Origin of the sequence: Nocardia sp. FDAARGOS_372, assembly GCF_002554515.1 — a bacterium.
Lineage (GTDB): Bacteria > Actinomycetota > Actinomycetes > Mycobacteriales > Mycobacteriaceae > Nocardia > Nocardia farcinica.
In genome coordinates, this window is record NZ_PDDW01000001.1 from 1,307,186 (window position 1) to 1,325,056 (window position 17,871).

A 17,871-nucleotide genomic window follows, 5' to 3' on the forward strand; every position below is an offset into this window, starting at 1 on the left:
ATTCGCGTGCGCGGGGCGGCCTGCGTGGTGACGCTGCGCTGCCTCCTCCGGCCGCTGACCGCTCACGCGCGGTGCAGCTCTCCTGCCGCCGTGCGGACCTTGCGTAGGTCCGCCAGGAAGTCCGCGTAGGCGGCCGCGCGGTCGGGCGCGCGCAGCACCGAGGAAGGATGCACGGTCGCGATCACCCGGTGCTCGCCCGCCTCGACCACCTCACCGCGGCGCTCGCTCACCTTGAACGACGGGCCGAGTACCGCCTTGGCCGCGACCGCGCCCAGGCACACCACCAGTTGCGGCCGCACCGCGTCCAGCTCGGCGGTCAGCCACGGCGAGCACGCCACCACCTCGGTGCGGCCCGGCTGCTTGTGGATGCGCCGCTTGCCGCGCTCCTCGAACTTGAAATGCTTGACCGCGTTGGTCAGATACACCGCCTCCCGGTCGATGTCCGCCTCGGTCAGCGCCTTGTCCAGCAGCCTGCCCGCCGGCCCGACGAACGGGTGCCCGGCGACGTCCTCGCGGTCGCCGGGCTGCTCGCCGACGACGAACACCGGCGCGTGCGCGGGCCCCTCGCCGAACACCGCCTGGGTCGCCCCGCGATACAACTCGCACCCGCGGCAGCCCTGCACCGCCGTGCGCAGCGTGTCCAGATCGGCGTCCGCGGGCACGAACTCCGCGGCTCCCGGTGCCTTCGCAGCAGCCATCAGTGTCGTCCTTCCACCGGAACGTGTTCGCCTCCACCGGAATTGGCGGGCTCGGGAGCACAGCCCTCCAGGGTCGCCTCACCCAGCTCCGCGATCACCGCGGCGACGTCGTGGTCCGCGCCGAACGCGCGCACCTGGCGCTGGGCACCGTTGCCGCGCGCGAACAGCGCGGTGAGCGCGTCGGAGACGAACCCGCGATCACCCAGTTCCTCCAGCGCCGGGTCCACCGTCTCGAGCAGTTCGTCGAGCAGATCGCGGGCGGGCAGCACGCGCCCGTCCAGCGGCGCCACCGCGTCGCCGCCGATCCCGCTGCGTGCCGCCTTCCAGTACGCCGCCCGCAGCACCTCCGCGGGCACCGCGGGCGCGGTGTTGCCCTCGGCGAGGAAACGCCGGGCGGTGTGCACGGTCGCCCGCACCAGCGCGGCCAGCAGCACCGTCTCGCCGACGGTGGCGGGCACGTCGCTGACGCGGACCTCGATGGTGGGGTAGTTGATGGAGGGGCGGGCGTCCCAGTAGACCATCTTCTCGTCCAGCACGATGCCGCTGGAGAGCATCATCGTCACCATCGCGTCGTAGTCGGCGGCGGTGCGGAAGTAGGGCGGGGGTCCGGCGCTGGGCCACCGCCGCCACAGAATGCTGCGCCAGCTGGCGTAGCCGGTGTCGGAGCCGCGGTAGATCGCCGAATTCGCGGTGAGCGCGAGCAGCATCGGCAGCCACGGCCGCAGGTAGTTGCTCACCTGCACCGCGGTCTCCCGGTCGGGCACCGCGACGTGCACGTGGCAGCCGCACAGGCCCTGTTCGTGCGCGATCATCCCGAAACTCTCGGCGATGCGCCGATAGCGCGGGGTGTCGGTGACCGGGAATTCGTGCGGCACGGTCGGGGGGATGGCGACCGCGAGCAACCGGCTCTCGTTGGCCTGCGCGCACCGTGCGACCCCGCAGCGCAGGTCGCGGAGCTGCCCGAACAACGCGCCGATGTCGGAGTGCACGGCGGTACTCGTCTCCACCTGGCAGCGGGTGAGCTCGAGTTGCAGATCGATGCCGAGTTCGCCTGCGGTGTGCGCGACGGCCTCGTTGCGGGCGGTCGGCGCGCCGGTGCGCGGGTCGACGAGCAGGAATTCCTCTTCCACGCCGACAGTCGGTGCGTCCATGCCGGGGGGTTACCGCGCGCCGGTCAGGTTATGCGCGGGTGCGGACGAGTCACGAGGTGACGGCGGATCCGGCCAGGAACATGTAGCTCTTCTCCTCGACCCGGCTGCGGATGCGCCAGCGCCCGTCGATCCGGGCGAAGGTGTCGAGGTACCACAGCCCGCACAGCATCAGTTGCTGTGGGCCGTCCGGGCCGCCGACGAGCATCGGGTTCTGGCACATGGTGCGGCCGGTGGCGGTGTCGCCGTCGATGGTGAGCGCGGAGTTCGAGATCAGATGCTGGAAGGCGGGGAAGTTCGGCAGCGCCGTGGCGAGGAACTGTTTGGTGGCGGCCAGGTCGCCGGCCGGGCCGCCCATCGCGGTGTAGTCGATGTGGGCGTCGGCGGTGAAGAGCTCGTCGAGCAGGTCCCACTGGTGGGTGTCGATGGCGTGGGCGTAGCGGACCATCAGGTCCTCGATCTCCATCCGGTCCGAGATCTCCTGTAGCGACAGCATCGTGGCCTCCTGGGTCCAGCGGCTCGCGGGTGCGCGAGTCGGCGTGATTGTCCCCGATCGGCGTGGGCGGGGTGGGCGAATCGCGCCGGGACTATGGTGGTCTGATGAGCGGCGTCGCGCCCGGCACCCCGCCCGCCACGACGGCGGCCGGTACCCGTCGGATGGTCGGGAGTGTGCTCGCCGTACTCCTGATCGTGCTGGCGTCGGCCTGCGGAACGTCCCGCGACGACGGGGATCCGGCCGCGCGCCGAGGTGAGGTCGTCTCGGTGACGGCGCTGAGCACCATGACCGATGCCGAGACCGCGGCCTACCTCGGGGAGCGACAGCTCGAGACGCCGGTCCGCAACGGTGTGGAGACCTACCGCATCGTCTACCGCACCGTCGGTCCGCTGGGGGAGGAGACCACCGCCAGCGGGCTGATGGTGTTGCCGCGCACCGAGACCGAACGCCTGCGGGTCGTCAGCTACGCGCACGGCACGATCGTGCGCAAGGACGAAGCGCCCTCCGCCGACGGTGAGACCGACCGGGCCCGCGCGATCATGTTCGCGGCGGTCGGCAACGCCGCGGTGGCGCCGGACTATCTCGGGCTCGGCGAAGGCCCCGGCCGCCACCCCTACGCGCACGCCCCCACCGAGGCGAGCGCGTCGCTGGATCTGCTGCGGGCCGCCCGCGATGCGGCCGCCGACCGCGGCCGCACTCTCGAATCCGACGTCTACATCGTGGGATTCTCCCAGGGCGGGCAGGCCGCGACCGCGCTCGGGCGGGAACTGCACGACAACCCCGGCACGGGTTTCCGGGTCGCGGCGCTGTCGGCGATCAGCGGACCCTACGCCATCCGCGAAGCCCAGACCCCGGCCGCGCTGGACGGTGGTGTCAGCCCGCGCAGCGCCGTGGTCTACCTCGCCTACTGGCTCACCGCGATGAACCCGATCTACGGGCTCTACGACCATCCCACCGAGGCGTTCCGCCAGCCCTACGCCGATCGCGTGGAGAGCCTCTTCGACGGCTACCACGACGTGCTGAGCGTCGGCACCGGCCTGCCCGCGACTCCTGCCGAACTGCTCACCGACCGCTTCCTGGCGTGGGCGCGCCAGCCCACCGGCCCGGCGCTGCGCGCGGTGGCCGAGAGCGACGGCACCTGCGAGTGGGCCACCGACGCACCGGTCCGCCTGTACGTCTCGACCGCCGATCGCAGTGTCGCGGCGGCCAACACGGATCACTGTCTGCGATCGCTGCGCGGCCCGCGGGTCGAACGGGTGGATCTGAGCCCGATGGATCACGGTGCCACCGGTCGGGCCGGGTTGGTGCAGACCCTCGCGTGGTTCGACCAATTGGTGCCGGTCGGCTGACCGGTGCGCCGTGCACATGCACGTGCACCGGAATCCGGCGCCGACCACGGGATTCGCGGATGGTTCGCCGGAGCCGCGCCGGACCGGGAGCGGTACCGGCGAGTGGCGAGATGTTCGGGACGGCACGAACCGCCCCCGACACGACGGTGCCGCCGGATGGGGGGAGATCCGGCGGCACCTGATTCGGGTCGCGACCCGCAGGGGGACGGATCGCGGGGCCAGCTATGGGGGGAGTAGCTGGCTCATTGCCGACCCTACAACGTGATCCGGCTCCGCGCACAGCGTCTTGACCTAATCGTCATCAACCAGTGCGTGCGGCGGCCCGGCGATCGCGGCCCATAATCGGATCGACGGTGTTCCGAGGCCCGCACGGCACCACGGCGATCGGAGAGACGTGACGACACGACGCAGAATCGTTGCCGCGGGCCGCCCACCCACCCCGATCACCATCGCGGGCCGGATGCGCGACCCGGTGCACCGGGAAAGCCAGCTCGCCCACCGCTACGACCCGCACGTCGCACCGATCAACCGGCTGGTCGACGACCTGCGCGAGGAGTCGGGCCGTCCGCTGCCCCATGTCGCGCCCGCCTGCGGTGGCGTGCACGCGCGTGTTCTCGTCCTGTGTCACGACCCGGGACCGCCGGCCCGTCAGGTGACGGGCAGCGGGATGCTCTCGCTCGAGAACGACGACCCGGCCGCCGAACGTCTGCACGCGATCGTCGGGCGAGCCGGGCTCACCGTGCTCGACCTGGTGCCCTGGAACATCCACCCCTGGTACCTGGAGCGCTCCACCGACCCGCCCGACCTCGACGGCGGCCTCGCCGCGCTGGACCGGCTGCTCGCCCTGCTGCCCGAACTCCGGGCCGTGGTCGCCCACGGACGTGACGTCCGCAATGCCTGGCAGGACGTCACCCGGCTGCGGCCGCGCTCGTTGCCGACGCTGATCGAGACCTACGATCCCGACCGCCGGGAGCTGTGGACGCCCGACGCGGCCGAACGCGCCGGGCGGGAGGCGCACCTGCGGGAGGCCTACGAGCGCGCCGCCCAGCTGCTCGAGCCGGACGGTGGCTAGCCCTCCGCCCGAACCGTCGTGGTCCCGCGAAGCCGGGACGAGGCGGCCTAAGCTCGTGGTGTGGCGGATCTCGCGCACGAGACGTTCGATCCCGGCCCGCTCGCCGCACCGGGCCCCGCCGGGATCCTCGCCATCCGGCACGGCCGCAGCACCGCCAACGACGCGTTCGCGGCCGACGCCGACACCCCGGTCCCCGGCCGCGACGCCGACGTCCCGCTCTCCGATCTCGGTGTGCGCCAAGCCGAGACACTGGGCGGGCTGCTCGCGGCGCAGCCGCCCGACCTGGTGGTCTGCTCGCCCTACCGGCGCACCCGCCAGACCTGGGCCGCGATGGTGCGCGCGGCGCGCGCGCTCGTCCCGGGCTGGTCACCGCCGCGCGCGGTGCTCGACGAGCGACTGCGCGACCGGGAGATGGGCGTGCTCGAACTCCACCCGCCCGCCGCGATCCGGCGACTGGCCCCGCAGGAGGCGCACCGGCGAATCCGGCAGGGCGAGTGGGCCTACCGCGCGCCCGGCGGCGAATCCCTCGCGGATGTGGCGCTGCGGCTGCGCGCCCTGGTCGCCGACCTCGATCGCGCGGCGGCGGGGGCCCGGGTGCTGATCGTCACCCATGACGCCGTCATCGCCGTCCTGCGCGACATCTTCGACGGCGCGGGTGGGACGGACTCGCTCGACCCGGTCCCCAACGCGTCGGTATCCGAATGGCGGTGCGACGGCGGACGTTTCGTGCTCGCCCGCTGGGCGGACACCCGCCACCTCGGTTAGGCCGGGGCGGCAAGCCACCCTCCGCCGCGGCCGCTCAGTCGGCGGATCCGTCGAGATGCTCGTGCTGCAAAATGCTCATCCGCAGCGCGTCCCGGTAGCGGCCGGCCGCGAAGTACTCGTCGCGCAGGGTGCCCTCGTCCTGGAAGCCGAGCTTGCGGTAGATGTGGATCGCCTTGGTGTTGGCGACGTCGACGATCAGATACACCTTGTGCAGATTCAGTACCGCGAAGGCGTAGTCGAGCGCCTTGCGAGTGGCGAGGGTCGCCAGCCCGCGGCCCTGATGACCGGGCGCGATGATGATCTGGAACTCGGCCTTGCGGTGCACCGGCGCGATTTCCACCAGTTCGACCAAGCCGGCCGCGGCCCCGTCGGCGTCGACGATGAACCGCCGCTCCCGCTCATCGTGGATGTGGCGGTCGTAGATGTCGCGCAACTCCACCAGCGCCTCGAACGGCTCGTCGAACCAGTACGACATGATCTGGGCGTCATTGGACAACTGATGGACGAACGGCAGGTCCTCCCGCTCGAGCGCGCGCAGCCGGACATTCACCACTCCCACAACTCCGCAGCCTAATCCCGGTTCGGTGCCGGAACGCGCAGGCAGCGGGCGTGTCCGTCAGCCCAGATGCCGCATCGAAGGCCACAGCTGCGCCCACGGTGCGCGCACGGACCGGCAGAGGAACAGCGGGGCGCCCTGTTCGTCATTGTCGATACCGAGGCCGTTGTCGAGCGCGCCCACGGGTTCTGGCGCGGGGCAGAACCGGCGGACCTGTGCCTCGGGCAGGCCGACGGTCAGCAGCGGGCGGTCGTCGGCGGGTGGTCCCCACCACCAGTAGGCGTTGTGCCCGCTGTGCGGGGTCGGCAGCCCGTACCGATCACCGAAGTGTTCGATGGCGGCGGCTTCCCCGTAGTTGGCGGTGAGGACCTCCGCGTCCGGGGCCAGCCGGGCGCGGACGGCGCCGATCTGCTCGACGTGACGCGGCCAGCCCACGGTCTCGCCCGCGTCGTAGTTGATGGCGAGGATCGGCGAGTCCCGGAGCGCGTCGACCGGCAGGATCGGAAGGAACACCGCCGCCGAACCCACCGCCGTCAGTCCCGCCGCCGCGGCGACGAGCAGCCGCCGTCGTTCGGCCAGCGCGACCGCGCCCGCGGCCAGCAACACCGGATACATGCCGCCCAGGTAGTACGCCTTGCCGCCGGTGACCAGGAACAGTACGAACAACGCCGGGTAGACGAGGGCGAACGCGCGATACCGCACCTGCCGCCACAACCACCACAGGCCGAGCAGCCACACCGGCGCCAGCAGCGGACCCACCAGCCCGAACTGGGTGAGCACGAACGCCAGCCGACCATCCGACGTCCCCGAGGACCCGCCCGCGATCGCCCGGCTCATCTCCAGTTGCGGCCACCCGCTGCGCGCCTGCCACCACAGATTCGGCGCCGCGATCAGCAGCCCGGCCACGACCGCGACCGGAAGGTACCGGGTGCGCAGAACCGCGCGGGGACCGACGACCAGCAACGCCACCACGAGAACCAGCACCGGCACCGCGAGCAGTGTCTTGTTCAGCAGCCCGACCCCGACGAGCACGCCGACGAGCAGCCACCAGCGCCGGTCCGTCTCGGGCCGCAGCAACCGCAGCACCAGGACGACGACGCCGGACCACGCCGCCAGGTCGAACACCGCCGTCCCCAGCTGATGCCCCGCGGCCACCACCACGGCCGCCGCGGCAGTGCACCCGGCGGCGAGTGCCTGCGCACCGCGCCCGCCACCCAGTTCCCTGGCCATCAGCCCCGCGCACACCACCACCGCCGTCGCGGCCGCGATCGCGGGAAGACGCAGCAGCACAAGCGAATCGGGGTCGAGCGCGGACATGCTCCTGGCGATCGACGGCACCAGCGGCGGCTGATCCGGGTACCCCCAGTCCAGCCGCCGCCCCGCCGCGAGAAAGTACAACTCGTCCCGGTGGTACCCGTAGCGGCCCGCGCACGCCACCAACACCACCGCGAACAGGCCCGCCACCCGATACACCCCGGCAGCATCCCACGCCGGCCGCGGCGAACGACGGCGACCGGCTCGGCGCCGCCAATATCACGGCCGCCCGCGCGGCAGCGCCGCCGGACACCGAACCGGTCACCCCGTACCGCTGTCCCCTGTGCCGAAACCGCCCGTCGCACAACCTCTGAGGCTGAATACCGTTCAGCGCACGGTGTGCCAATGTCGCAGCTTCTCCGGGTTGCGGACCGCCCAGATGCGGGTGATCCGGTGGTCGGCGATGTCGAAGGCGTAGACGGTGACGATGCGGCCGTCGAGGTGCCCGACCAGGCCGGGCTGTCCGTTGACCGGGTGTTCGGCCAGCGTGACGGCGGGGTTGCGGGCGGCGATCTCGATCCAGGCGCGGGCGATCTGCGCGCCGCCGTGGATCGGATCGAGGAAGGCGGGCACCAGGCCGCCGCTGTCGGCGGTCGCGATCGCCTGCGGGTCGAGCACGCGGATCAGCGCCCGGACATCGCCCGCCTCCCAGGCACGTTTGAAGTCGCGGACCACGTCGGCGCGTTCGGCGGCCGAGGGCCCGCGGGCGGTGCGAAGGCGTCGGCGCGCGGAGGAGGCGAGCTGGCGGCACGCGGCGGGGGAGCGTCCGACGATCTCGGCGACCTCCGGGAAGGAGTAGCGGAAAACGTCGTGCAGGACGAACGCCACCCGCTCGGCCGGCGTCATCGCATCCAGCACCACGAGGAAGGCCATGCCGATCGACTCGTCGAGGGTGACCCGATCGGCGGGATCGCCGGGACCGGAACCGCCGAGCCATTCCGGCCGTCCCGGCACCGGCTCCGGAATCCACTCGCCCACGTAGCGTTCCCGCCTGGCACGCGCGGAACCGAGCAGATCCAGGCAGATCCGGCCGGCCACCGTCGTCATCCAGGCCCCGGGTGCGGTCACCTCCCGCCGCTGCCGCTCGGACAGCGCGTACCAGCGGGCGTAGGTCTCCTGCACCACGTCCTCGGCCTCGGCGAGAGAACCCAGCAACCGATAGGCGAGATTGATCAGCTGGCGGCGTTCGCCGATCACCGCGGCCAGGTGCGGGTCGGTCATGTCTGCTCCTTCGGTCGGTGCGGGCGTCACCGAACCGACGACACAGCGACCCGATGTGTGAGGCCGCCTGACATTCCGGGCGGCTGTGTCGTCGGAGGGGCATGACCAGCATCGGCATCATCCTCGGCAGTACCCGTCCCAACCGTAAGGGCCCGCAGGTCGCGCAGTGGGTCCTCGACACCGCGTCGCAGCGCGGCGACGCCCGATACGACGTGATCGACCTGCGCGACCACCCGCTGCCGCACCTGGACGAAGCGGTGCCGCCGATGTTCGGCCCTTCCGTCCACGAACACACCCGTTCCTGGGCGGCGCGGATCGCCCCGTTCGACGGTTTCGTGGTGGTGACGCCGGAATACAACGGCGGCATGCCCGGCGTGCTGAAGAACGCCCTCGACCACGTGTCGGCACAGTGGCGCGACAAGGCCGTCGGCTTCGTCTCCTACGGCGTGCACGGCGGGGCCCGTGCCGTCGTGCAACTGCGGACGGTCTGCGGCACCCTCGGCATGGCCGATGTGGGCTACCAGGTCGCGATCTCGGTACTCACCGACTTCGCGGACCAGACCACGTTCACCCCGCGCGACCACCACACCGCGGCGTTGCACAAGACCCTCGACCAGCTGCTCGCCTGGAGCGCCGCGCTCGCGCCACTGCGCGCCGCCACCGACCCCGCGCTCACCCGATCCTGAGGAGCATGCCGTGAACCACGCACACCCGACCGAACATTCCGCGGCAGCGCACGCCGAACTCCGCCGCCGGATCGATGAAGCCGTCGACGCGCTCCGCACCAAGGATCTCGCCGCCCTCGAACGGCTCTACACGCCCGACGTGGTGTCCTTCGACATCGAACCGCCCCTCCAGCATGTCGGTGTCGCCGCCAAACTCGCCAACTGGGCCAGGGTCTTCGAGGTATTCGACACGGTCACCTACGAGGTCCGCGACCTGACGTTCACCGCGGGCGCGGACGTGGCGTTCGGCCACGCGTTCGCCCGGCTCGGCGGCACCCGCGCCGACGGGACCGCCACCAGCGGCATCTGGGTCCGGGTCAGCTACGGCCTGCGTCGGATAAACGGCGCTTGGCTGATCGCCCACGACCAGGTCTCGGTACCCCTGGACATCCGCACCGGCCGCGGCGTCGTCGACCTGGAGCCCTGACCGCGGCGCATGTGCGGGGCGCACCGCCGAGGCCGACTTCGCCTCGGCCGACCTCGGCGGGACCAAGGTCGTCGAGGCGGGGTCAGGGAATCCTGCGGAAGAAGGCGCGGATGTCGTCGGCGAGCAGTCTTGGCTCCTCCATCGCCGGGAAGTGTCCGCCCTCGGTGAATTCACTCCACTGGCCGATCGCCTGCCCCGGGTCCAGCACGCGGCGGATGAGCGGGTGGGTGTCGAGTGAACCAGTACAGGCTGATGTTCGTGAGGAGCTGGTCGCGGTCGACCGACTGGTCCGGCGTCCGGTGGTCGCCGACCGGCCTGGTCTTGAACTGTTCGGCGATCCACGCGAGCTGCCCGACCGGTGAGTCGGTGAGCGCCGCGCCGATCGTGTCGGGGCGGTGATTCTGCATCTCGAGGTACCCGCGATCAGCCGCGGCCTCGGTGCGCACTGCCGCGAGCTGGGCGATCTCGTCGTCGGAAAGCCCGTCCGGAAGCGGAAATTCATCACCCACCAGCCCGAGCCACCGACGGTCGGCACCGATGTGCGTGCCGATGACACGCTCGGGGTAGATCGCCGCCAGCCGACCGGTGATGCCGGAACCCATGTCGGTGCCGTGTGCCGCGAATCTCGGGTAACCCAGACGTGTCATGATCTCGGCGCAGGCGTCCGTCGTCCGCGCCAACTCCCAGCCGGTTCCCGACAGCGGCGTGGAGAACCCGAAACCGGGCGGCGACGGGATGACCACGTGGAACTCCTCGGTCAGGAGCGGGACGAGGCGCTGGTACTCGACGAACGAGCCGGGCCAGCCGTGGTTCAGCAGCAGCGGAGTGGCCGCGGGGTTCGCCGAACGCACGTGGACGAGGTGAAACGTCTGGCCGTCCACGACGGTCGTGAACTGTTCGTACTCGTTGAGCTTCGCCTCCTGCGCTCGCCAGTCGAACCCGTCGCGCCAGTATTCGGCGAGCTCCTTCAGATATGCCGGCGGGATGCCCCGGCTGAAGTCGGTGCGATCGTCTCGGCCCGGCACGGGGCTCGGCCAGCGGGTGTGCGCGAGGCGGTTGCGCAGGTCGTCGAGGTCGGCCTGCGGGATGTCGATGCGGAAGGGGGTGAGTGCGTTGTCCATGACGCTCACGCTCGCAGGTAATGCGGCAGATCAGCTTCCGCGTTTGCTGGAATGATCGAGAAGATGTTGGAGACCTCGGCCCGTCTGCTCGAACTGCTGTTGTTGCTCCAGCTCGGGCGGGACTGGACCAGTTCCGAACTCGCCGACCGGCTCGCGGTGAGCACGAGAACTGTGCGCGCCGACATCGGCAAGCTGCGGTCGCTCGGCTATCCCGTGGACGCGCGCCCCGGCGTCGCGGGCGGGTACCGGCTGGCCGCCGGAACGGCGATGCCCCCGCTGCTGCTCGACGACGACGAGGCCGTCGCCGTCGCGGTCGGACTGGGCGCGGTCGCGACCCAACGGCTCGGACTCGAGGAGACATCACTCACCGCGCTCGCGAAGCTGGAGCAGGTGCTGCCCGCGCGCCTGCGGCGACGCGTCCAGGCGGTACGCGAGTCGACCAGCGTCGTTCCCGGAGCTGTGCCGCCGCTCGATCCCTCGGTTCTCGGCGCGGTCGCTGCCGCGACCCGACGCCACGAACGGCTCCGGTTCCGATACACGAAGCCCGGGGGCGCCGAAGGGGCCCGCCACATCGAACCGCAACGGCTGGTGACCTGGGGGCCGCTGTGGTATCTGCTCGCGTGGGATCTCGACCGGTGCGACTGGCGGGTTTTTCGCGTCGACCGCATGGCTCCGCCCACCCCGACCGGTGCCCGGTTCCAGCCGCGCGCCATCCCGGCGGACGATGTCGTCGAGTACGTCGTCGGACGTGTCAGCAAGGGAACCTGGAAGTACCGCGCCCGGGTGCGCGTGCATGCTCCCGCCGCCACGGTCTCCGCGAAGATCCCCATACCGGTCGACATCGAGGTGATCGACGAGTCCACATGCCACATCGAGCTGGGTTCCGACGACCCGGACGGGCTCGCGCTGTCGATGGCACAGCTCGGCGTCGACATCGAGGTGATCGAAGGAGACGAACTCGCGGTGGCGTTCGATCGCCTCGCCGCGAGGTTCCGGCGGGCGGCAGGCGGGGCATCCACCGCGTGAATCCCGGCGGGTCAGGGGTGCAGGGTGGGCCGGTAGACGAGTTCCTGGATGTTGCCGTCGAGTGTCCGGCTCTCGAGCAGCTCGAGGTCGAAGTCGGCGGCACCCCGGAAGATCGGGTCGTCGCCGGTCCGGCCGGTGACGACCGGGAAGATCGTGATCTGCACCCGGTCGACCAACCCGGCGGCCATCAGCGCCCGGTTCATCGACAGGCTGCCGTGCGACCGCAGCGGTACCTCGGATTCCTCCTTCAACCGGGCCACCACGTCGACGGCGTCACCGGCGGCGACGGTGGCGTCCGGCCAGTCGAGTGGACCGTCCAGCGTGGTCGAGACGACCGTCGCCGGAAGATTGCGCATCCGCTCGACCCACGGATCACGCACCGTCTCCTCGGTGCCCGCCGCGAGCAACTGCGTGAACACCCGATACGTGTTGGCCCCGAACACCATCCGCTGCGGCGCCGCGTACAGACCCAGGCGGTGATCGAGCAACTCGGGACCTTGCTTCCCCCAGTAGCCACCCCAATCCCCACCGCTCACCCCGCCGAAGCCGTCGAGACTGGAGAAGACGTCGAAGGTGTAGGTGACGGTCATGATGAGCTCCTCGGGTTCGGGGTGGGTTCACGAGTAGAGACGTGAATCCACCGCGGAACTCATCTCTCGTCCTGAAAGTCGGCAGCGCTCGAACGTGCTCGCGATCCCGGTGCCGACCGGGACGCGGTCTACGACCTGTGGCGTGCCGAGGGGCAGCAAGGCCGGCCACTCGATCGGCTACTTCATTCCGGCGAGCGCTTCAGGATCAGGTCTCCGGCCCGGGCCAGGACCTCCTCGCGGGTCCTGCCGGGGTGATCGGCGGCGAGGAAATGGCGGCCGATGGCCGCGCAGAACGCGAGCAGGCTGCGGGCTTCGATCTCGTCGGGATCCGAGCACACGGTGCCGATCGCGGCGCGGAGCAGGTCCATGCGCCGGTTGTCGACGCGGCGGAGGCGTTCGGCGACGGCGGGGTCGCGGCGGGCCCAGTCGCGCACCGCGAGGTCGATGGGGAGCAGCCGGTCGCTGGAGAAGGTGAGGTGTCCGGCCAGCCGGGCCTTGTCGAGGACGCTGCCCTCGGCGTGTTCGATCTGCTCGACGACGTTGTCGACGGCTTCGCGTTCCCAGGTGTCGAGCATCGCCGTGAGCAGCGCGTCCCGGTCGGCGAAGTGACCGTAGAACCCGCCTTTGGTCACCCCGAGCGCCTTGGCGAGTGCCTCGACGCGCACCGCGTCGACCCCGCCGGTCGCCAGTGCCGACAGCCCGGCGTCCACCCATGCTTCCCGTCGCGTGCGCAGCGCGCCCATGCTGTGATCCACCCCACTTCCACGTTGTACGGAGGCGTATAACCGCTCTACCATCTTATTATACGCAACCGTATAACTCACCGAGGACGGTGTCATGTCCAGTCGACTCCCACGCGCCGCGCACACCGAAAGGCCGTGGCGCATCCACGAAATCGCACCGGAGTTCCACCTACAGGACGTCTGGGCCTTCCACGTGCCCGGCGCCGGCCCGGACGACTTCGCGTCCGCTCTGAAGCTCCTCCCGGGCGGCGACGGAACCGAATCCGGCTCTGCGGTGGTCCGATTCCTGTTCGCGGTGCGCTGGCGGCTCGGCGCGCTGCTGGGCTGGGACGACCCCCGCACCGGGCTGGGGACCCGGGTCCGTTCCCTCCGCGACCGGCTGCCCGACGACCTGCGGCAGGACCCGGCGGAAACGGCGACGCCGGACAGCCCGTTCACCACGCTGTACGAACTCCACGACGAAGCTGCGCTCGAACTGGCGAACAGGACGGTGCACGGGATCGCGCACTTCGGCTGGGTGCCAACCCGCGACGGGTACGAGCTGCGCATGGCCGTCCTGGTCCAACCGAACGGCCGCTTCGGCCGGTTGTACCTGGCCGTCATCGAACCGTTCCGCCTGCTGATCGTCTACCCCGCGATGCTGCGGCGATGGGATCGCCAATGGCGCCAACGCGTTTCGGCCGGTCGTGCCGTCACCCACGGGGAGGTCCGGTGATCACCTGGGCGGGGCGGCTCATCGTCCTCTTCGGAGCCGCGCACACGATTCTGGCCCTGACCTTGATGCGTGCCGCGAGTCACGCCGGTGACTGGTTCTCCGGCGCACTGTGGCGCGACGATCTGGCCGACATGAGCCCGGCGAACAGCGCACTGTGGCTCTCACTCAACAGCTTCGGCATCCCGCTGGTCCTGGTCGGGTTGACCGTCCTGTGGCTGGACCGCCGCGGCATCACCCCACCCCGCTTCCTCGCCTGGGTGCTCGGCCTGTGGACCGCCCAATGCGCCGTGATCCTGATCCTCACCCCCTGGCCGATCATGGCGGTGGCGGTCGGCCTGCTGGTAGCGGGCAGCCGCCGAGCGGCCCCGACACCGCAACCCACCACAACCGTGTAATGGAGGCGGGGGAGGTGCCGCGATGCGCCCGCAGCGGAGGCAGCGATTCCCCGAGATCTGCATGGGCAGACTCCGGCGCATCGCCACCCGCGCTCGTAGAGTCGACCGGATGAGCACCGGGCGCCTGCGGCGGATACTCGGCACCGATTACGCGGTGATCGAAGCGGGGCGCGCCCGCGTCCTGCCGAGGCGGCGACGACGCGGGCCGCAACGCATCAGCCCACCAGTGCGGGTAGGACCAACTCCCGGTAGCGTTGTTTCATCGTCTCGATCACCGAATGCCCATCGGCCTCCCACACCGCGGCGTTGAAGATCTCGACCTCCACGTCGCCCCGGTACCCGGCCGTGCGCACCCATCCGCCGATGGTCGCGAAGTCGACGACGCCGTCGCCCATCATGCCTCGCGACAGCAGCGGATCGGCCGCCATCGGGTTCAGCCAGTCGCACACCTGGTAGGAGCTGATCCGTCCTTCCGCGCCGGCCTGCGCGATCTGGTCTTCCAGGAGGGGATCCCACCAGAGGTGGAAGGTGTCGACCACGACGCCCACGGTCTCGGCCGGATACGGGCGGGCCATCGTCAGGGCCTGTGCCAGTGTGGATATCACCGCGCGGTCGGCGCAGAACATCGGGTGCAGCGGCTCGAGGGCCAGGCGGACACCGCGCTCGGCCGCGTAGGGCACCAGCAGGGCCAGCCGCTCCTCGACGCGCGCGCGGGCGGCGGCGAGGTCACGGTCGGCGATACCGCCCATGACCATCACCAGTTCGCGCGTGCCGAGTGCCGCCGCTTCGTCGATGGCACGCCGGTTGTCGTCGAGTGCCGACTGTCCGTCGCCCGGCGCGGTGAGGAAGCCGCCGCGGCACAGGCTGGAGACGCGCAGGCCCGCGTCGGCGACGAGCTTCGCCGCGGCGGCCACCCCGATTTCCTGGACCCGATCGCGCCACAGTCCGATCGCGCCGAGTCCGGCTCGGGCGGCTCCGTCGACGGCCTCGGCGAGGGTCCACCGCTTGGTGGTGGCCGTGTTCAACGAGAGCGAGCGATAGGGGTCGGTCAGATCGTACGGGAGGTGCTGTGCCGCAACCGATGTCATGAGACCAGTCCGTTCAGTTCGAGATAGATCCGCATGCGGTGGGCGGCCAGTTCCGGGTCCGACAGCAGCCCGGCCTTGTCCGCGAGCCGGAACACTTCGATCAGATGCGGCGCGGATCGGCCCGTGGACAGCCCGCCCACCATCGAGAACCCGGCCTGCCGTCCGTTGAGCCACGACAGGAACGCGATGCCGGTCTTGTAGTAGTACGTCGGTGCGGCGAAGATGTGCCGCCCGAGGTCCTGTGTGGCGCTCAGGATTTCGGCCGCGCGCGCGGTGTTGCCGTTGTCGAGTTCCTGTAGGGCGGTCGAGGCAGCGGGGTAGATCGCCGCGAAGATGCCGAGCAGCGCGTCGGAATGGCCGTGCGCATCGCCGACGATCAGCTCGGGGTAGTTGAAATCGTCACCGGTGTAGAGCCGCACGCCGTCGGGCAGTGCGCGGCGCAAGGCGACCTCGTGTGCCGCGTCGAGCAGGGAGACCTTGACGCCGTCGATCTTGGTCCGGTTGTTCGCGACGAGGGTGCGGAATGCCTCGGTGGCGGTGTCGATGTCGGCACTGCCCCAATAACCGTGCAGGGCGGGATCGAACATGGTGCCGAGCCAGTGCAGGATCACCGGTCGCTCGACGTCGGCCAGCACCCGCTCGTAGACGTAGGCGTAGTCGGCGGCCGACCGCGCGACCTGCGCGAGCGCCCGCGAGGCCATCAGGATCACCTGCGCTCCGGCCTCGCTCACCACCGCCACCTGCTCGCGGTAGGCGTCGACGATCCTGGCGAGCCCGGCCGCGCCCGAGGGGAGCGCGGCGAGGTCGAGCTGATCGGTGCCGGCCCCGCAGGCCAGCCGGCCGCCGGCGGAGGCGGCCTCGCGACCGGATCGCCGGATCAGCTCCGCCGTCGCCTGCCAGTCCAGGCCCATGCCGCGTTGCGCGGTGTCCATGGCATCGGCGACGCCGAGCCCGTAGGACCACAGTTCGTGCCGGTAGGCCAGCGTCGCGTCCCAGTCGATCTGGGCGGGCGCGCCCGGTGTGTTGTCGGCCGTCGACCGCGGAATCACGTGCGCGGCAGCGAAGGCGACGCGTGAGCTGATCGGCCGGGTCGGTCGCGTCCACGCGCCGGGTGCGCCGAGCGCATAGGGCTCGAAGCGGCCGTCGCCGGGCAGCAGGACCGAGGCGCCCGTGGCGGTCGCGGTCACAGCGTCACCTCCGGGACCTCGATCCGACGGCCCTCGGCGGAGCTGCGCAGACCCAGTTCGGCGAGCTGCACTCCCCGGGCGGCCGACAGCATCCCGTAGCGGTGCGGGCGTCGGTTCACCACGTCGGTGAGGAACTCCTCCCACTGGAGCTTGAACCCGTTGTCCAGCTCGGCGTTCGCCGGCACCTCCAGCCACTGATCGCGGAACCGTTCGGTGACCGGCAGATCCGGATTCCAGAGCGGCTTGGGCGTGTGCGAGCGGTGCTGCGCGACGCATTTGCGCAGCCCCGCCACGGCGGAGCCGTGCGTTCCGTCGATCTGGAACTCGACGAGCTCGTCCCGGTACACCCGCACCGCCCACGACGAGTTGATCTGCGCGATGACGCCGTTCTCCATCTCGAAGATGCCGTAGGCGGCGTCGTCGGCGGTCGCCTGATACGGATTGCCCTGCTCGTCCCAGCGGGTGGGGATGTGGGTGGTCGCCTTGGCGGTGACCGCCTCGACCTTGCCGAGCAGTCCCTCGAGCACGTAGTTCCAGTGGCAGAACATGTCGACCACGATGCCGCCGCCGTCCTCGGCCCGGTAGTTCCAGCTGGGGCGCTGGGCGGGCTGGCCGTCGCCCTCGAAGACCCAATAGCCGAATTCGCCGCGCAACGACAGGATCCGGCCGAAGAAGCCTTCGTCGACGAGCCTGCGCAGCTTCACCAGGCCGGGCAGGTAGAGCTTGTCGTGCACGACGCCGGCGGTGACCCCGGTGTCGGCGGCCACCCTGGCCAGCTCGACGGCCTCGGTCAGCGTTTCGGCGGTCGGCTTCTCGGTGAAGACGTGCTTGCCCGCCTTCATCGCGGTCGCCAGCGCGTCGGCGCGCCGGGAGGTGACCTGCGCGTCGAAGTAGATGTCGACGGACGGATCGGCGAGGACGGCCGCGGCGTCGGTGCTCCATTCCGCGATGCCGTGCTGCTCGGCGAGCTCGGCGAGCTTGGCGGCGTTGCGACCGACGAGAATGGGTTCGACCTGGACGCGGGTGCCGTCGGCGAGCAACAGGCCACCGGCGTCGCGGATCGGCAGGATCGATCGCATCAGGTGCTGGCGATAGCCCATGCGGCCGGTGACGCCGTTCATGGCGATGCGGAGCAGGCGCGGGGGAGTGGGGGAATCGGGCATTGGTCTGTGCCTCTTCTGATTTACGGGACCGACGACCGCGGGACGGCGTCGTGGACGGTGCGGAGGGACTCG

The 17,871-nt window shown here is 70.9% G+C and carries 20 protein-coding genes; 8 read left to right on the top strand and 12 right to left on the bottom strand.

Features of this window, described 5'->3' with window-relative positions; translation table 11 throughout:
* Positions 1-62 precede the first annotated feature (62 nt).
* From CRM89_RS06600 to CRM89_RS06610, 3 genes are read right to left on the bottom strand one after another with little or no spacing between them, the layout of a single operon-like run.
* Complete coding sequence (locus CRM89_RS06600; protein WP_011209261.1) at positions 63-698, bottom strand: UdgX family uracil-DNA binding protein; 636 nt, start codon at positions 696-698, stop codon at positions 63-65.
* Positions 698-1,849 (bottom strand): glutamate--cysteine ligase, encoded by a 1,152-nt coding sequence (locus CRM89_RS06605; protein WP_098083487.1) that lies wholly within the window; start codon positions 1,847-1,849, stop codon positions 698-700. Before CRM89_RS06605 ends, CRM89_RS06600 begins: the two co-directional genes overlap by 1 nt.
* A 49-nt stretch (positions 1,850-1,898) precedes the next feature.
* Positions 1,899-2,342, bottom strand: coding sequence for a nuclear transport factor 2 family protein (locus CRM89_RS06610; RefSeq protein ID WP_086845026.1), 444 nt, complete (start codon positions 2,340-2,342; stop codon positions 1,899-1,901).
* Between the two features lie 104 nt (positions 2,343-2,446).
* Between CRM89_RS06610 and CRM89_RS06615 the strand changes: the two genes are divergently transcribed.
* The 3 genes from CRM89_RS06615 (at position 2,447) to CRM89_RS06625 (ending at position 5,528) form a co-directional block, all read left to right on the top strand.
* A complete protein-coding gene (locus CRM89_RS06615; RefSeq protein ID WP_127516082.1) occupies positions 2,447-3,691 on the top strand; it encodes an alpha/beta hydrolase in 1,245 nt (414 codons plus the stop codon).
* Positions 3,692-4,085: 394 nt separating this feature from the next.
* Positions 4,086-4,763, top strand: a complete 678-nt coding sequence (locus tag CRM89_RS06620; RefSeq protein ID WP_127516084.1) for a uracil-DNA glycosylase — start codon at positions 4,086-4,088, stop codon at positions 4,761-4,763.
* A 60-nt stretch (positions 4,764-4,823) separates the two neighbouring features.
* Positions 4,824-5,528 carry a histidine phosphatase family protein gene (locus CRM89_RS06625; protein WP_170986741.1) on the top strand — a complete coding sequence of 235 codons (705 nt, stop codon included), beginning with the start codon at positions 4,824-4,826 and terminating at the stop codon, positions 5,526-5,528.
* A 34-nt stretch (positions 5,529-5,562) separates the two neighbouring features.
* On the opposite strand, the gene speG is transcribed toward CRM89_RS06625, so the two are convergent.
* From speG to sigJ, 3 genes are all read right to left on the bottom strand, one after another.
* Positions 5,563-6,078, bottom strand: a complete 516-nt coding sequence (gene speG, locus CRM89_RS06630; RefSeq protein WP_137355078.1) for a spermidine N1-acetyltransferase — start codon at positions 6,076-6,078, stop codon at positions 5,563-5,565.
* A 66-nt stretch (positions 6,079-6,144) separates the two neighbouring features.
* Complete coding sequence (locus tag CRM89_RS06635; protein ID WP_098083490.1) at positions 6,145-7,557, bottom strand: glycosyltransferase family 39 protein; 1,413 nt, start codon at positions 7,555-7,557, stop codon at positions 6,145-6,147.
* 168 nt (positions 7,558-7,725) lie between these two features.
* Positions 7,726-8,619, bottom strand: a complete 894-nt coding sequence (gene sigJ / locus CRM89_RS06640; RefSeq protein WP_098083491.1) for an RNA polymerase sigma factor SigJ — start codon at positions 8,617-8,619, stop codon at positions 7,726-7,728.
* A gap of 101 nt (positions 8,620-8,720) precedes the next feature.
* Here sigJ and CRM89_RS06645 point away from each other — a divergent pair, with 101 nt between their 5' ends.
* Together CRM89_RS06645 and CRM89_RS06650 are read left to right on the top strand one after the other, a co-directional pair.
* Positions 8,721-9,305: an NADPH-dependent FMN reductase gene (locus CRM89_RS06645; protein WP_060591291.1), complete on the top strand. Its 585-nt coding sequence runs from the start codon at positions 8,721-8,723 to the stop codon at positions 9,303-9,305.
* Between the two features lie 10 nt (positions 9,306-9,315).
* Positions 9,316-9,771: a nuclear transport factor 2 family protein gene (locus CRM89_RS06650; protein ID WP_060591289.1), complete on the top strand. Its 456-nt coding sequence runs from the start codon at positions 9,316-9,318 to the stop codon at positions 9,769-9,771.
* Between the two features lie 170 nt (positions 9,772-9,941).
* Here CRM89_RS06650 and CRM89_RS06655 read toward each other — a convergent pair whose 3' ends face one another.
* A complete protein-coding gene (locus tag CRM89_RS06655) occupies positions 9,942-10,892 on the bottom strand; it encodes an epoxide hydrolase (RefSeq protein ID WP_324188803.1) in 951 nt (316 codons plus the stop codon).
* A 63-nt stretch (positions 10,893-10,955) separates the two neighbouring features.
* Between CRM89_RS06655 and CRM89_RS06660 the strand changes: the two genes are divergently transcribed.
* Positions 10,956-11,918 (top strand): YafY family protein, encoded by a 963-nt coding sequence (locus CRM89_RS06660; protein WP_098086900.1) that lies wholly within the window; start codon positions 10,956-10,958, stop codon positions 11,916-11,918.
* An 11-nt stretch (positions 11,919-11,929) separates the two neighbouring features.
* Here the strand turns inward: CRM89_RS06660 and CRM89_RS06665 are convergent, their stop codons facing one another.
* Both CRM89_RS06665 and CRM89_RS06670 read right to left on the bottom strand, forming a co-directional pair.
* Complete coding sequence (locus CRM89_RS06665) at positions 11,930-12,508, bottom strand: dihydrofolate reductase family protein (RefSeq protein ID WP_098083492.1); 579 nt, start codon at positions 12,506-12,508, stop codon at positions 11,930-11,932.
* A gap of 182 nt (positions 12,509-12,690) precedes the next feature.
* Entirely contained in the window at positions 12,691-13,251 is a 561-nt protein-coding gene (locus CRM89_RS06670; protein WP_098083493.1) for a TetR/AcrR family transcriptional regulator, read from the bottom strand.
* 94 nt (positions 13,252-13,345) lie between these two features.
* Here CRM89_RS06670 and CRM89_RS06675 point away from each other — a divergent pair, with 94 nt between their 5' ends.
* The gene (locus tag CRM89_RS06675; protein WP_098083494.1) at positions 13,346-13,966 is read left to right on the top strand and encodes a DUF2867 domain-containing protein; all 621 of its coding nucleotides are present in this window, start codon (positions 13,346-13,348) and stop codon (positions 13,964-13,966) included.
* Positions 13,963-14,361, top strand: a complete 399-nt coding sequence (locus CRM89_RS06680; protein WP_060591259.1) for a DUF6463 family protein — start codon at positions 13,963-13,965, stop codon at positions 14,359-14,361. Before CRM89_RS06675 ends, CRM89_RS06680 begins: the two co-directional genes overlap by 4 nt.
* A gap of 215 nt (positions 14,362-14,576) precedes the next feature.
* Here the strand turns inward: CRM89_RS06680 and CRM89_RS06685 are convergent, their stop codons facing one another.
* Genes CRM89_RS06685 through CRM89_RS06695 form a run of 3 tightly spaced genes read right to left on the bottom strand, consistent with a single transcriptional unit; the run spans position 14,577 to position 17,799 of the window.
* A complete protein-coding gene (locus CRM89_RS06685) occupies positions 14,577-15,449 on the bottom strand; it encodes a sugar phosphate isomerase/epimerase (protein ID WP_098083495.1) in 873 nt (290 codons plus the stop codon).
* Positions 15,446-16,636, bottom strand: coding sequence for a dihydrodipicolinate synthase family protein (locus tag CRM89_RS06690; RefSeq protein ID WP_098083496.1), 1,191 nt, complete (start codon positions 16,634-16,636; stop codon positions 15,446-15,448). Before CRM89_RS06690 ends, CRM89_RS06685 begins: the two co-directional genes overlap by 4 nt.
* On the bottom strand, positions 16,633-17,799 hold the full coding sequence (locus CRM89_RS06695) for a Gfo/Idh/MocA family protein (protein WP_098083497.1): 1,167 nt from the start codon (positions 17,797-17,799) through the stop codon (positions 16,633-16,635). Before CRM89_RS06695 ends, CRM89_RS06690 begins: the two co-directional genes overlap by 4 nt.
* Positions 17,800-17,871: the final 72 nt, after the last annotated feature.

Bases quoted from the DNA above. Each gene is read 5' to 3' on its own strand.
- CRM89_RS06605 (WP_098083487.1), bottom strand. From the start codon at position 1,849: ATGGACGCACCGACTGTCGGCGTGGAAGAGGAATTCCTGCTCGTCGAC.
- CRM89_RS06615 (WP_127516082.1), top strand. From the start codon at position 2,447: ATGAGCGGCGTCGCGCCCGGCACCCCGCCCGCCACGACGGCGGCCGGT.
- CRM89_RS06645 (WP_060591291.1), top strand. From the start codon at position 8,721: ATGACCAGCATCGGCATCATCCTCGGCAGTACCCGTCCCAACCGTAAG.
- CRM89_RS06655 (WP_324188803.1), bottom strand. From the start codon at position 10,892: ATGGACAACGCACTCACCCCCTTCCGCATCGACATCCCGCAGGCCGAC.
- CRM89_RS06600 (WP_011209261.1), bottom strand. From the start codon at position 698: ATGGCTGCTGCGAAGGCACCGGGAGCCGCGGAGTTCGTGCCCGCGGAC.
- CRM89_RS06670 (WP_098083493.1), bottom strand. From the start codon at position 13,251: ATGGGCGCGCTGCGCACGCGACGGGAAGCATGGGTGGACGCCGGGCTG.
- CRM89_RS06695 (WP_098083497.1), bottom strand. From the start codon at position 17,799: ATGCCCGATTCCCCCACTCCCCCGCGCCTGCTCCGCATCGCCATGAAC.
- CRM89_RS06665 (WP_098083492.1), bottom strand. From the start codon at position 12,508: ATGACCGTCACCTACACCTTCGACGTCTTCTCCAGTCTCGACGGCTTC.
- CRM89_RS06660 (WP_098086900.1), top strand. From the start codon at position 10,956: ATGTTGGAGACCTCGGCCCGTCTGCTCGAACTGCTGTTGTTGCTCCAG.
- CRM89_RS06675 (WP_098083494.1), top strand. From the start codon at position 13,346: ATGTCCAGTCGACTCCCACGCGCCGCGCACACCGAAAGGCCGTGGCGC.
- CRM89_RS06685 (WP_098083495.1), bottom strand. From the start codon at position 15,449: ATGACATCGGTTGCGGCACAGCACCTCCCGTACGATCTGACCGACCCC.
- sigJ (WP_098083491.1), bottom strand. From the start codon at position 8,619: ATGACCGACCCGCACCTGGCCGCGGTGATCGGCGAACGCCGCCAGCTG.
- CRM89_RS06610 (WP_086845026.1), bottom strand. From the start codon at position 2,342: ATGCTGTCGCTACAGGAGATCTCGGACCGGATGGAGATCGAGGACCTG.